Origin of the sequence: Virgibacillus halodenitrificans, from assembly GCF_001878675.1 — a bacterium.
Taxonomy (GTDB): Bacteria; Bacillota; Bacilli; order Bacillales; family Amphibacillaceae; genus Virgibacillus_Q; species Virgibacillus_Q halodenitrificans.
This window is the reverse complement of sequence record NZ_CP017962.1, coordinates 2,643,305-2,658,072: the sequence shown is the minus strand read 5'-3', so window position 1 is coordinate 2,658,072 and position 14,768 is coordinate 2,643,305. Positions and strand designations below refer to the sequence as shown.

Below are 14,768 nucleotides of genomic sequence, written 5' to 3'. Positions count from 1 at the left end.
ACAATGGCTCTTCTCTTTTTATGGCTAGAATTGGTTCTTTCCATAAAAGAATATTTTCTATATAATTACATCAAGATCGATGTTAGTTGGAGGACACTTATTGATGAAAAAGCTCGTAATAGTTACAGAATATGGTTTAATGTGGGAAGGGATTCGTCTTACTTTAGCAGAAGCATTGGGGAATGAAATCCATATACAAGTTATCACAAAACAAAATGCCCCCTTGTCAGGTGGTACTATAGATGCGGATTTACTTCTTCTAGATGTGGGTGCAAACGATGATCAATTGTCATATTGGTTAAAAAATTTCGAGTCAAAGGATATAAAAATTATTGTATGGTTGGTTGAGATACATAAGCAATTACTTTTAAAATTATTTCGACAAAAATTGAATGGATATCTTTTTGGAGAAATGGAAATGAATGATTTACTTACAGCTCTGCGAACTATCTTAAAAGGAAAACAGTATATTCACCCCGAGCTATCCCCTATATTACTGGAGGAGTACATTTACTTAACAAAGGGAGGAAAAGATAGGCCGATTGGTATTCTAACGAAACAGGAATGGAAGGTTCTAGAAGAAATTTCTCGTGGGAAATCGAATCAGGATATAGCTAAAGATTTATATATATCTTCGTATACTGTAAATAATCATGTATCATCTATTTTAAAAAAGTTGCATGTATCTGATCGAACAAAAGCTGCCTTACTTGCTGTGCAAAACAAGTGGGTGGAGCTCCACTAACCATATGCATAAATGAAAAAACGTCTCCTATTAGAGGGAGACGTTTTTATTAGGCTTGATTTATCTTAATATTACATCTTTTGCATATAAGCTTTATATTTAAATTAATTTCCCGATAAATAGTATGTAATACATATAGAAGTTATGACTACAGGGGGTCAATTATGAAGAAATTAATTAACTTTAAAAGTATAAAGGGTAAAATACTGTTTGGCTTTACGATCGTATTTATTTTATTGCTATTATTGGGTATAGCAAATATAAATTCAATTAACAATACGAATGGAAAAATAGATGAAATGGTAAGCGGCGAATATGAACCATTAATCGTTGATAAAGAAATGATTATTAATATGCAACACCGTACTTCACTGCTTCGCGGGTATTTGTTGTATGGTGATTCTTCCTTAAAGGATTAATTCAGTAATGGTGTTGAAGAAGCGATTGAACTTGAAAATAAACTACTTGAAGTTAGTAACGATAAAAAAGCAGCTCAACAAATTTTGGATAAAAAAATGGAATGGGGAACACTTACAGATCAAGTAATAGCTGCATATGAAGATGGTAACGAACAGCGAGCACTAGACCTTATGGCAAGCATGGTCAGACCTCTGGAAACTGAAATAACAGGTGATCTGACAGCATTATCAGACAAGAGGGAAAGTAATGCTAATGAAACTAAAAACAGTGTTCTCAGATACGGAAAGTTAAATTTAATGGGCACGACTATTATTACTGTACTCGCAATTGTTTTTGGGGTGATTGCAGCATTAATGACAGCAAATAGCATCAAAAAACCGATTGTTGCTGTGAAAGAAAGAATGAATCGGATAGCTGAAGGAGATTTGACAGACCCAGCCATGGAGGCAACAACAAGAGATGAGGTTGGTGACCTGATTCTTGCGACAAATCAGATGAGTGCAAATACAAAAGAACTTCTTGCACAAATAAATATAGTTTCAGATTCTGTTTCTTCCCAAAGTGAAGAATTGACACAAGCTGCGAGTGAAGTGAAAGCAGGGACAGAGCAGGTAGCAATAACAATGGAAGAATTAGCAACAGGTTCTGAGACACAAGCGAATAGTGCAAGTGACTTATCTGAACACATGAATACATTTTTGCAGAAAGTAGAAGAAGCTAATAAAAATGGAGAGAATGTAACTAACTCTTCCAATGAAGTACAGAAAATGACAGATGAAGGCACTGAACTGATGAAAACCTCTGCAAGTCAAATGGCTAGGATAGATGATATGGTACAGGATGCCGTTACGAAAATGAATAATTTAGATAATCAGTCGCAAGAAATATCTAAGCTTGTCGGAGTAATCAAAGCAATAGCAGACCAAACAAATTTGTTGGCATTGAATGCAGCAATTGAGGCAGCGCGTGCAGGAGAGCATGGAAGAGGCTTCGCTGTCGTAGCTGACGAGGTTCGTAAACTTGCCGAACAGGTTACTGATTCCGTTTCGGATATTACAGGTATTGTTAATGATATTCAACAGGAATCTACAAATGTTGCTGAATCGTTAAAGAACGGCTATACAGAAGTCGAACAAGGCACAGCACATATGAAGAAAACAGGAGAAACTTTTCAAAATATAAGTAGCGCTATAAATACAATGATAGATAACATGAAAACAATTACTGGAAACTTAGAAGATATTACTTCTGGCAGTCAAAAGATGAATGGAGCAATTGAGGAGATTGCTTCCGTTTCAGAAGAAGCTGCGGCAGGTGTCGAACAAACAGCTGCCTCTGCTCAACAGGCTAGTGGATCAATGGAGGAAATCGCTGGTAGTTCATCCCAGTTAGCAAGCATGGCAGAAGAATTGAATAGCCTTGTAGCGCGTTTTAGATTATAGAAATGCAAGGGAGCGGAAGCCACAATACTGGTCTTCCGTTTTTTTGGGCTAAAAGACTCTATACAATTAAATTTAAAACTAGTATTATATTTAACAGTAAGTTTTGGTTTCGAACTTTGTTAAAATGGGAATAATATGCTGGGAAGATAAATAATTTATTTAAGTGAGCTAAGTATACTACTGAACTTGTATTCTTTTACAAGTAGTCTTTGACTTTCATAGATGTTTGGGTGTATACTTATGTATCGTATTAACTAAGTATAAAAAAATATGAGGTGAATGAAAAGTGAAGAAATTTTTCTCTTCGAAGATGGGATTCTTCGCGATTGCTGTAATTTTATTATGGATTAAAACGTATATAACATATAAAGTTGAATTTAATTTAGGTGTAAGTGGAGCAATGCAAGAGTTTCTACTATTTATTAATCCGCTTAGTTCAGCGTTAATTGTGCTGGGGATTGCCTTGTTTGCTAAAGGAAAAAGAGCTGGAATATGGATTATTGCTCTTGAAGCAGTCCTAAGTTTTATTTTGTATGCTAACGTTGTTTTCTATCGTTTCAACAGTGACTTTATTACAATCCCAACATTAATGCAAACAAGTAACTTTGGTAGCATTGGTGGAAGTATTGCTGATTTGACTGCAGGACATGACGTCTTCTATTTGTTTGACATCATTCTGTTGATTGCTCTATTTGTGTACTCACGTAAGAAATGGCAGCCAACTCGGATGAAAATTCGCAAGCCATTAGCAGTATTAACTGCAGGAGCAATAGCATTCACGGTGAACCTTGGCTTAGCTGAGGCAGATCGTCCACAGTTGTTGGAACGGACATTTGATCGTAACTATGTTGTGAAATATCTTGGTGCATATAACTTTATGGTTCATGATGCAATACAAAGTGCAAAAACTTCTACACGAAGAGTACTTGCAGACAGTGACGATATAACAGAAGTAGAAAACTATACGAAATATAAATATGCTGAACCTAATGCCGAGTACTTTGGTAAAGGAAAAGGTAAAAATATTATTAAAATTCACCTTGAATCCTTTCAATCGTTTTTGATTGATTATGAATTACATGGTGAAGAGGTTACACCATTCTTAAACAAGCTTGTTCATGATCAAAGTGAGGACTTCACATATTTTGATAACTTTTTCCATCAAACAGAGCAAGGTAAAACAGCTGATGCTGAGTTGATTATGGATACCTCCTTATACGGGCTTCCACAAGGTTCAGCCTTTGTAACGAAGGGGACGAATACGTATCAATCACTACCAGCAATTCTGGGACAACAACAGGATTATACAAGTGCTGTCTTCCACGGGGATAACAAATCTTTTTGGAACCGTGATGAGGTATACAAACATTTAGGAATAGATAAGTTTTATGATGCAAGCTATTATGATATGAGTGAAGAAAACATCATTAACTATGGTTTAAAGGATAAGCCATTTTTCAAAGAGTCTATGCCTATACTTGAGGATATGGAACAGCCATTTTACGCACATATGATGACATTGACCCACCATCATCCTTATTTAATTGATGAGGAAGATGCTAGTATTGACCCTGCAGAAACTGGAGATGGTTCTGTAGACCGTTATTTCCAAACTGCTAGATATCTTGATGAATCATTAGAACAATTCTTTAATGATTTAAAAGAAAAAGGTCTATATGAAGACTCAATTATAATGATCTATGGAGACCATTATGGTATTTCTGATAATCATAATCGTGCTATGGAGGAAATTACCGGAGAGGAAATTACTCCTCTGAAAAATGCAGATTTGCAACGTGTGCCATTTATGATTAAAGTTCCAGGGGTAGAAGGACAGGGAATAAATCATGAGTACAGTGGTCAAATTGATGTAATGCCAACAATGCTTCATTTACTAGGTATCGATGCACGTGACTATATTCAATTTGGTACAGACTTATTTTCTGAAGATCATAAAGAGTACGTTCCTTTCCGTAATGGAAACTTTATGACTGATGAATATAGCTATATTGATGGTAAGTTTTATGATAGCAAAACGAAAGAAGTCATCGAGGAACCAACAGAGGAAATGCAGAAGATGAAAGAAGAGGTTCTACATGAACTTGAACTTTCAGATGAAGTACTGTATGGTGACCTATTACGTTTCTATACACCTAATGAGGTTTGGGAGCCAGTTGACCCAACAGAATATATTTATGGTAAGGAATACGATGAAGATTATGAAGAACCAGTAGTAGAGCAAGAACCAGAAATGAAAACAGATAATGAAGTAAACCGTAAGCAGGATGATACTGATACGAAGGAAGAAACAGAATAAAATGAAAAAAGCACCTCTTATGGAGGTGCTTTTTACATTTCAGTATTTAAGAATTGCTCTATATTATTTTTCCTGAAATTTAATACATAATAAAGATAAACTACGACGTAACTAAGAATATAGAGGCTGCGTAAATTGCCGCTACTGGGAAATATTCCGCTTTCCGCGGGCGGCTGATGAGCTTCCTCACGCTACGCGTTCGGGGATCTCATCGTGGCCTCTCCTCCCGCAGGAGTCTCCATATTTCCCCTTCGCTACTATTTCCTATTATATCTACGAAAAAAATTGCGTTCGCATACACCCAGAATGTGCTGTGTACAAATTGATTGTAGTGGAGGGCGGCAATCTAAGAACGCCACGTCCTGTGGCAACGATTGCATGACCAACGTCCTGTTGGCCCGCGACTCCTGCCGGAATAGCATGAGGCGAAGACCCTGGACGGAGCGTAGCGGAGGAAGCGGCTGAGGCCATGCCGAGCGGCAAAGAAGACACTGTGAGGTTACGAACAGATGTCGCGCTTGTACCCGGAGGTGTGAAAGCGTCCGCATGCAACGAAAATCAATGGGGCACTTCTCCTCAAATATTTCACTGAGTTTTTCATCAATAAATTTACGTCGCATTTTCCTCCAACTACGTACTGAGGCCAGTTAATTTCCTTTTCAATTGAAGTAGAGTTAAGATGTTGGCTTATTAAAATTAAAGATATATAATTTTCCATTCCATCTAATATCCTCTCTGTCACAAGCATCATGCTATTCAGTAATGCTTCTTAAAGGCATAGGGACTTATATTATATAGTTCACAAATTTGTAACATTTACGCATGTTAATAAATAAATACTTTAAATGGTAAATAAAGAATTATATACGTCTTTATTCGACAAAAGTAGAAGCAATCTTACAGGTAATTGGTTAAATAAGGGAATAGGGAGACTGCTTTCGACATATTTATCGAACGATGCTTCTCTTGACTCTTATGTCATAATAGATTTATATCTATTTGAGAAATAGGTATAAATAACTAAGGAAGGAGGCAGACAGCCTAATTTATAAACATTACAGAGAAGGTATACATCAATAGATTAGATTATAGATGCTAAGGGAGATGTAGCCATGTTGAAAATCATTTCTGCGAATAAGAATGTCCGCTTTATAGAAAATAGATCTATTATACAAAAAGATTTCCAAATTTGTTCCAACGTGTTCTTTGTAACTAGCCTGCTCTATTCTCATTCATGTGTAAATGACTTACATAAAGAACCATGCTTTTATTTTGAGCCAATGCTTTTAAGGAAAGTTAAGCAGATGGAAGTATTATTACCCATGGTTCCATGCACATCAGGAGAAGAACATAAATAAACATGAAATATTTCCTAGGAAATATTTTGTAAATTCTTGGCTATATAAAAGGGACGTTGTTAAGTTAAGTACATGTCCCTTACAGCCAGCCTCCAGTTTCCTCTATTCATCTTCTTTGAAAAAACTTCTTTTACTTGTAGTTTGTAACTTTTAAAATACCAATCAAATGAGTTATCTATTATGCTGCAAGCACTGTTACGTAGATTAACAGTAAGATACTTTTTCTTTATCTCATTGCGAAATTCCTAAAAACATCTCCTTATCTAAGGGAATTCTTTCTCTTCTTTAAGACACTTATGCTATATTAATAAATAGGATTTTGGAAGGGAGATACAAGAATGGAGCTACATCAAAATACAAAACAATATGATAAGACTTATCGGGTGTTATTATTTATAGGAATAATTGTAGTAGCATTTAATTTACGTCCTGCTATTACATCTATTGGCCCATTAATCGGTATAATTAGAGACGATGTAGGCTTGTCGAATTGGAGTGTAGGATTATTAACCAGCCTGCCATTGATCGCTTTTGCAATTATGTCACCAATCGTTCCCAGGTTAGCTAACCGCTATACAAATGAACGCATTATGATGGTTGGTTTAATTCTCTTAGCTATTGGTATTTCGGCACGGTCGATTTCATTAATTTCTTTATTATTTGCGGGAACACTGTTTGTAGGATTAGGAATTGCAATATGTAACGTACTTTTGCCAGGGGTTATAAAAGATAAATTTCCGGCCAGAGTAGCTTTGATGACAAGTTTGTATTCTACAGCCATGGGAATCTTTGCTGCGGCAGCGTCTGGGTTGAGTATCCCAATTGCTACCGGAATGGGGTTAGGATGGAAACTAGCTTTATTAATATGGAGTCTGCCAGCTATTACCGGTATTTTTATATGGGTTTATTTGAATAAAAATAATAATAAAGAACAAACAGAAGAGATAAATTATATTAATCCATCAGAGAATCGTATGTGGAAATCACCATTAGCATGGCATGTTGCTGCGTTTATGGGATTGCAGTCTTTTTTATTTTATGTAACGATTTCCTGGCTGCCTGAAATTTTACATGATTATGGTATGGATATCGCTCATGCAGGTTGGATGCTGTCCATGATGCAGTTTATTGGTTTACCTGCAAGCTTCTTTGTCCCAGTAATAGCAGGCAAATTTAAATCACAACGTCCGATAGTAATTGTAATGGCTTCATGCTCGGTGATTGGATATAGTGGATTATTGCTGGGGAATTCTTATGTAATGTTAGTTATAAGTACAGTTATAATTGGTATTGCATTGAGCGGAACGTTTGCTTTAGCACTTGCATTTCTGGGGATGCGAGCAAAAAATGCTAAACAAGCTGCAGAATTATCAGGAATGGCTCAGGCGCTTGGGTATGTATTGGCTGCAGCAGGTCCAATATTTATTGGCTATTTATATGATTTGACGCACCTCTGGGCAATACCTTTAATAACTTTAATTATTATTGCTTTAATGGTAATGGCCTTTGGATTAAGTGCCGGACGCGACGTATATGTATTAGACGGAGAAAGCCAAAATTAATATGGGTGTTAACAATCAACAAAAGAAGTATACCGTTCACGATCCGTATTTTTGGAAGATAACTATTAGCCTAGCCTTAGCATCTTTTTTTGTATTTGCTTCCATGTATGCTGTGCAGCCGCTATTACCTGTATTCGTATCCGTTTTTGATGTATCTGTATCACAATCCAGCATGACATTGTCACTAACCATAATTGGCTTAATAGCCGGTTTGATTATCCTTGGGTTTCTCTCTGACCGTAAAGGAAGAACAATGTTTATTAAACTTTCTCTCCTAGGCTCCATCGTGCCTTTTTTGCTTGTTCCTTTGCTCGATTCCTTTTCGGCGTTGCTTCTATTGAGATTGGTACAGGGATTTGCACTGGCGGGTTTGCCAGCAGCTTCTTTGGCATATCTAAATGAAGAAGTAGACCCGAAGAGTATAGGTGTTGCCACAGCTCTCTATATATCGAGTAATGCTTTAGGAGGTATGGCTGGAAGAGTCATGACTGGTTATATAACGGATCATTATTCTTGGGAAATTGCTTTTTACTTTCTTGCAATAATAGGATTATTCGTTTTTCTTATTGTTTTAATTATGTTGCCTGAGTCCCGTTTTTACCAACAAAGTAAACTATCCTTTCGAAAAGATCTGACAGGATTTTTATATCACTTAAGAAATCCATCACTTATATTAGTTTTTGGTATGGGAATTATTTTGCAAATGTCTTTTACAGGTGTTTGGTCCTTTTTACCTTTTCACCTGCAAGAAGAGCCATTTTCTTTATCTTTACATGCCATTTCCTATATGTTTTTTGCTTATGGATTAGGTGTAATTGGAGCCCCGCTTGCTGGCTGGGTGGCCGGATACTTTGGTTTGCGAAAGGTTCGTATGTTGGGTATTATTATTCTCTCCTTAGGTGTATTTTTGACATTAAGTCATTCTCTTCCTATTATTGTGATTGGTCTATGTGTTAGCTGTCTAGGCTTTTTTACAGCTCATTCTTTAACAGCTACGTCTGTTACTGATCAGGCCGACCATCATAAAGGGAGTGCTTCCAGCTTGTATCTTGTAGCATACTATATTGGTGTGAGTCTGGGAAGCACGGCACTTGCCCCCTTATGGGAAAAAAGTGGGTGGCTCGGACTAATTATCTTCGTTGGATGTTTACCAATTACGTATCTGATCTTTGTAAGGATGGTTTCCATTCGTTTTGCTAGAACGTAATAAAAAAGAGGTGCAATCTAAGGTTGCGCCTCTTTTTTAATAAAGGTTATTTTTTAACAAAATCCGGAATGGTAGTGAGATCGATACCCCAAACTAGTGGAAGCAAATAATAGACTGCTAGAGTTACTAACAGAATGCCTGAAATATTTAAAGCAAATCCTGCCTTGGCCATATCAGGTATCCGCAAATAGCCTGAACCAAATACGACAGCATTAGGAGGGGTAGCTACCGGAAGCATAAATGCACAAGATGCAGCTACCGCAGCTACAATCATTACAGCATACGGGTGGATACCTAGAGCGACTGCAAGTGCAGCCATGATTGGATACATCATATTGGCAGTAGCCGTATTCGAAGTAATCTCTGTTAAGAAAATAACCAAGGCAGCAACTAGTAGAAGAACGATAAATATATTAATACCTTGTAGTGCATTTAATTGTCCTCCAATCCAATCAGACAATCCAGAAGCTGTAAAGCCAGATGCAATAGCAAGTCCACCACCAAATAACAAAAGAATTCCCCACGGTAATTTAACAGCTGTCTGCCAATCCAGCAAAAAATCTCCTTTATTTTTTTTTGCTGGAATAATAAATAGAATGATAGCTGCAGTCATAGCAATAATTGCATCACTGATATTTGGATTAATTGCTGTTAGAATAAATGACCGTGTGATCCATGCAAAAGCAGTTAAAATAAATACTACGAACACTGCTTTCTCCTCAAATGAAGGCAAGCCAAGCTTCTTCTTTTCCTCTTTTATAACGGATTGACCACCTGGCAGTTGTTTCACTTTCAACGGGTAAGCTATCTTCACAAGATAAAACCATACAATAAAAATAAACCCCCACGCAATAGGGACACCGAATAGCATCCATGATGCAAAGGATAATTCTATTCCGTACATTTCTTTTATTACGCCTGCTAAAGCTGCATTAGGTGGTGTACCAATCAAGGTGGCAATCCCTCCAAGTGATGCTGAGTAAGCAATACTGAGCATCATAGCCTTACCGAAACCAAAATTTTCTTTCGAAGTGTCAATGGATTGATCATCCTCTAAGGCATCTGATATTTGATAAATGATTGCTAATCCGATGGGGACCATCATCATAGCTGTAGCTGTGTTGGAGATCCACATGGAGAGGAAACCGGTGGATACCATAAACCCCAATATGATACGTTCTGTATTCGTACCAATTATTGAAATAATGGTAAGTGCAATCCGTCGGTGCAAATTCCACTTCTCCATTGCAAGCGCAATCATAAAACCACCCATGAAAAGAAAGATTGTGTCACTTCCATAAGAAGATGTGGTTGTATCAATATCAAGGCCGCCAGTTAATGGGAATAATATAATAGGCAGTAATGAAGTTGCAGGTATAGGAATTGCCTCAGTCATCCACCAAACAGCAATCCAGGATGTACTAGCAAGAATTGCAATACCCTCTTTAGACAAATTTTCTGGTGAGAAAAACAATAGTATGAGCAGAAATAGCGCAGGACCTGCAATCAAACCAATTTTTTGGGCTGGTTTATAGGAACGTTTTCCATTCCCATTCCCGTTGTTGTTTTTACTTAAGCTGCTATCATCGGATGTTTCACTGTTTTTCTGCTCACCTTCTTTTGGTGTGGTGGGAGGAGCACTAAAGAAAAGCAACTGTTTCGCTTGATCATTTTTCATCCATAGCCAATTCCATGTTTCTATTATCATACGAATACCTCCTGTTTATGAATCATTGTTCAATTATTATAATAGTCTTCTACCTGACCAGCAAGAAAATTGGTACTAGTTATTAAATTAGGATACTCGAAGTATTTCAACATAGTATGCTATCATTTAGTTAAAGAACTGAAGGGATGGAAATGATATGAACTTCACCATAGATCCTGTTGGAGATGCGGGTATAAGAATCTCTTTTAAAGATAATGTTTCACCTAAACTCATCTATAAGATAAAGATGTTCTGTAATTACCTCGAAAACATGGGAAATGATGCAATAATTGAATTGGTCCCTGCCTTTGATTCTATAACAATTTATTATAAGCCACATGTAAGTACATATAAACAACTTAGTACCCAGATAAAACAGTTGGTGGATATACCCCTCCATAAAGAAAATGTAATTTCCAGGAGACTCACTATTCCAGTACTATACGGTGGAGAATGGGGGCCGGATTTGGAGCGTGTCGCGAATCAAAATGCTTTGACAGTATCTGAAGTTATTGAACTTCATCAAAAGCCCAACTACTTGGTTTATATGTTGGGGTTCTTACCAGGTTTTCCATATTTAGGAGGATTGGAACAAAAACTTGCTACACCGCGCTTAGATAAGCCAAGAGACAGAACTCCCCCAGGCTCCATTGGAATAGCGTATGAACAAACTGGGATCTACCCTTTAGAATCGCCAGGTGGGTGGAATATTATAGGTAAAACGCCAATAACTCTTTTTGATATTTATAATAAAGGAGATGAATTTCTATTTCGAGCTGGTGATTATGTTAAATTTGAAGAGGTAACTGCAAAGAAATTCTCCTCCATAGAGGAGCAGATTGTAGAAAAAACATATAAATTAAAAATAGAGGAAGAATTTTATGGGTAAATATATTGATTTAAATTGTGATATGGGAGAAGGTTTTGGAGCTTATTCATTTGGCGTGGATGAGGAAATTATAAAATATATTAGTTCGGCTAATATTGCATGTGGCGGTCATGCAGGTGACCCGCATGTGATGAATAAAACGGTAGAATTAGCAAAGGCATATAATGTTTGTATTGGTGCCCATCCCGGTTTTCCCGACCTGGCGGGATTTGGCAGAAGGCTGATCCCATATACAAATAAAGAGATTTATCAAATGATGGTCTTTCAAATTGGAAGCATACAAGCATTCTGTACTGTCCATCAAGTGAACCTGAACCATGTAAAACCTCATGGAGCGCTTTATAATATGGCTGCAAATAAGCGCGGGGCGGCAGATGCTATTGCAAGAGCTATACATGATGTAGATCCTCAGCTCATATTATATGGCCTGGCTGGTAGTGAATTAGTGAAAGCCGGCCATCAAATTGGTTTACAAGTAGCTTCAGAAGTATTTGCTGACCGAACCTACCAAGCAGATGGAAAGCTAACGCCAAGGAATAGAGATGGTGCTTTAATAGATGACACGGAGACAGCTGCAGAGCAAGTTAGAAGAATGATAGATAAAGGGGAAGTATTTTCCGTGACTGGAGAAATAATTCCTATTGAAGCAGACACGGTATGTGTTCATGGTGATGGTTCAAACGCGGTAAACTTTGTGAAAAAGCTAAGGCAGATACTTAAAGAACAAAACATACAAATCAAGGGGGTAAGCAACTAATTTGGATGTCGGTTTTTAAATGAAGCGGTAGTAAAGGAGTAATACAATGGATAGCAGTCCTATTTTTCAAGTAATTAAACCAGGTATTTATACAACTTTTCAAGACATGGGGAGAATCGGTTTCCAGAAATATGGACTCCCGGTAGCTGGGGCCATGGATCTATATGCATTTCAAATTGGAAATATATTGGTAGGTAATAGGAGGAATACTGCGTCTTTGGAAGTCACTTTAATTGGTCCGAAGCTTCAAGCAATGGCTGAGATAACGGTAGCAATCACGGGTGCCAACTTAGAACCTGAAGTAAATGGTCAATCTCGCCCCATGTGGTCAACTTTCCAATTAGAGAAAGGTGATGTGTTATCATTTGGTAAATACCATTCAGGTGTCCGCGCATATATTTCTGTTGCTGGAGGATTTGATGTTCCTGTACTATTTCAAAGTCAGTCTACTGATATACGAAGTGGAATTGGACAAACCCTGGATCATTACGGCACACTGCAAGGTTTACCAAAAAGCGTGCAAGGGGGAGTTGGTCTATCAAAGCATCTTATTCCCACGTATGCAACCTCTATTGAAGTTGCAGTGATTGAAGGGCCACATATGTCCAGTTTTAAAAGCAATGAAAGAAAAGAGTTCTTTAATAAGACCTTTCTTGTGGAACCCAATTCGAACCGTATGGGATATCGTTTATCCAATTCAAAAAAAGTGGGTACAATAAAGCAGGATATTTGGTCAGATGCCATTCCATTTGGAGGAATTCAAGTCCCGCCAAATGGGCAACCTATTATTCTTATGGCAGATCGCCAGCCAACAGGGGGATATCCAAGAATTGGTACGGTTATCTCTACAGACTTGCCTAAAATTGCTCAGTTGCCTACAAAAAGTGAAGTGAGCTTCTATCCTATAAGTGTGGAAGAGGCTCAGGAGCGTGTAATAAGACTTGAAAGAGAATTAGTCACCCTTGGCATGATTCGAAAGCATATGCCCTCTCGCTAGCATTCAGAACCACTGCAAGTAGAAGAAGTATTTAAAATTTCTTCGTTTAATTTCTTATAGATAAAACGTGTTGCTAAACATATAAAATATTTCTCTCATTAATCCGTTGCTTAGTCACTCGAAATATATTAGAATATCTTAGATACTAACACGAGAATGCGAGATGATGAGGATGCCAAAGTATATTTGGCTATTAGTAATAGCAACAACAATTAATGTCACTGGCGGGTCATTTTTATGGCCATTAAATACAATCTATATGCATAACGAACTTGGAAAAAGCCTTGCGTTTGCAGGGCTGATTTTAATGTTTAACCAAGGAGCAGCAATTGTGGGCAATCTTATTGGAGGGGCTCTTTTTGATCGATTTAGCGCCTATAAGACGATTCTATATGGGACAGGCTTGGCGATGGCTGCAACCTTAGTTTTAGTATTTACACATGATGTAATTACTGCCTATGCGATTTTACTCGTGATTATAGGTTTTGGGAATGGGATTACCTGGCCGGTCATGTTTGCCATGGCAGGATCACTTTGGCCAGAGGGAGGCCGCCGCTCTTTCAATGCTATTTATGTTGCACAAAACCTTGGAGTTGCCTTAGGAGCTACTATTGGAGGGTATGTAGCCAGTATATCGTTTGATTATATATTTATTGCTAATGCATCTTTGTTTATTGTCTTTTTTTTAATTGTACTTTTTACATTTAAGCCTTTGGATAATGAACGTGATAGACAGATGCACACTTCTGTACTTGAGCAGAGTGGAAAAATTAGAAATAAATCAGCATTTGCAGGATTGTTTATATTGTGTGGAGGGTTTTTGATTGCATGGATTTCCTATAGTCAATGGCAATCCACCATTGCTTCCCACACCCAGGATATAGGAATACCGCTCGAACAATACAGTGCACTTTGGGCGATAAATGGTTTTCTAATTGTACTAGGCCAGCCTCTGGTTAAATGGGTATCAAACAAAGTCACATCGGAAAAAAAGCATATCTATATCGGAACGGTTATTTTTATAGCTTCGTTTATTATAGCAATGTTTGCAAGGGATTTTACTATGTTTGCTGTGGCAATGGTTATTTTAACTGTTGGCGAAATGCTTTTTTGGCCAGCGATACCTTCGTTAGCAAATTCACTTGCTCCAAAAGGAAGAGCAGGATTTTACCAAGGTGTCGTAAACAGTGTTGGAGCAGCTGGAAGAATGATTGGGCCTGTATTTGGTGGTTTTATTGTGGATACGTTTAATATTGAATTATTATTTTTTGTTTTACTATTTCTATTGATCATTCCATTTATCACTACCCGGTTTTATGATTTTAAGGTCAATCAAGAACAACAACGAACACAATAAAGGAGGAAT

Annotated in this window: 11 protein-coding genes; 10 read left to right on the top strand and 1 reads right to left on the bottom strand. The window is 37.4% G+C overall.

Annotated features, from left to right (window positions below):
• Positions 1 to 103: 103 nt before the first annotated feature.
• The 6 genes from BME96_RS13795 (at position 104) to BME96_RS13770 (ending at position 9,051) form a co-directional block, all read left to right on the top strand.
• Positions 104 to 745, top strand: coding sequence for a LuxR C-terminal-related transcriptional regulator (locus BME96_RS13795; protein WP_060678480.1), 642 nt, complete (start codon positions 104 to 106; stop codon positions 743 to 745).
• 164 nt (positions 746 to 909) lie between these two features.
• Positions 910 to 1,164 carry a CHASE3 domain-containing protein gene (locus BME96_RS20000; RefSeq protein ID WP_231478623.1) on the top strand — a complete coding sequence of 85 codons (255 nt, stop codon included), beginning with the start codon at positions 910 to 912 and terminating at the stop codon, positions 1,162 to 1,164.
• A gap of 84 nt (positions 1,165 to 1,248) precedes the next feature.
• Positions 1,249 to 2,607: a methyl-accepting chemotaxis protein gene (locus tag BME96_RS13790; RefSeq protein ID WP_231478621.1), complete on the top strand. Its 1,359-nt coding sequence runs from the start codon at positions 1,249 to 1,251 to the stop codon at positions 2,605 to 2,607.
• A 286-nt stretch (positions 2,608 to 2,893) separates the two neighbouring features.
• Entirely contained in the window at positions 2,894 to 4,924 is a 2,031-nt protein-coding gene (locus BME96_RS13785) for a lipoteichoic acid synthase (RefSeq protein WP_060678482.1), read from the top strand.
• A gap of 1,696 nt (positions 4,925 to 6,620) precedes the next feature.
• Positions 6,621 to 7,844: a CynX/NimT family MFS transporter gene (locus BME96_RS13775; RefSeq protein WP_060678484.1), complete on the top strand. Its 1,224-nt coding sequence runs from the start codon at positions 6,621 to 6,623 to the stop codon at positions 7,842 to 7,844.
• Position 7,845: 1 nt separating this feature from the next.
• A complete protein-coding gene (locus tag BME96_RS13770) occupies positions 7,846 to 9,051 on the top strand; it encodes an MFS transporter (protein ID WP_060678485.1) in 1,206 nt (401 codons plus the stop codon).
• Between the two features lie 46 nt (positions 9,052 to 9,097).
• On the opposite strand, the gene BME96_RS13765 is transcribed toward BME96_RS13770, so the two are convergent.
• Positions 9,098 to 10,759, bottom strand: coding sequence for an SLC13 family permease (locus BME96_RS13765; RefSeq protein ID WP_060678486.1), 1,662 nt, complete (start codon positions 10,757 to 10,759; stop codon positions 9,098 to 9,100).
• A gap of 157 nt (positions 10,760 to 10,916) precedes the next feature.
• Between BME96_RS13765 and pxpB the strand changes: the two genes are divergently transcribed.
• The 4 genes from pxpB to BME96_RS13745 all read left to right on the top strand — a co-directional run bounded on the left by pxpB (position 10,917) and on the right by BME96_RS13745 (position 14,759).
• Positions 10,917 to 11,648 carry a 5-oxoprolinase subunit PxpB gene (gene pxpB / locus BME96_RS13760; protein WP_071649330.1) on the top strand — a complete coding sequence of 244 codons (732 nt, stop codon included), beginning with the start codon at positions 10,917 to 10,919 and terminating at the stop codon, positions 11,646 to 11,648.
• Positions 11,641 to 12,405, top strand: coding sequence for a LamB/YcsF family protein (locus BME96_RS13755; protein ID WP_071649329.1), 765 nt, complete (start codon positions 11,641 to 11,643; stop codon positions 12,403 to 12,405). The genes pxpB and BME96_RS13755 overlap by 8 nt, the downstream gene beginning before the upstream one ends.
• A gap of 46 nt (positions 12,406 to 12,451) precedes the next feature.
• Entirely contained in the window at positions 12,452 to 13,402 is a 951-nt protein-coding gene (locus BME96_RS13750) for a 5-oxoprolinase subunit C family protein (RefSeq protein WP_071649328.1), read from the top strand.
• A 172-nt stretch (positions 13,403 to 13,574) separates the two neighbouring features.
• Positions 13,575 to 14,759, top strand: a complete 1,185-nt coding sequence (locus BME96_RS13745) for an MDR family MFS transporter (protein ID WP_026041428.1) — start codon at positions 13,575 to 13,577, stop codon at positions 14,757 to 14,759.
• Positions 14,760 to 14,768 lie beyond the last annotated feature (9 nt).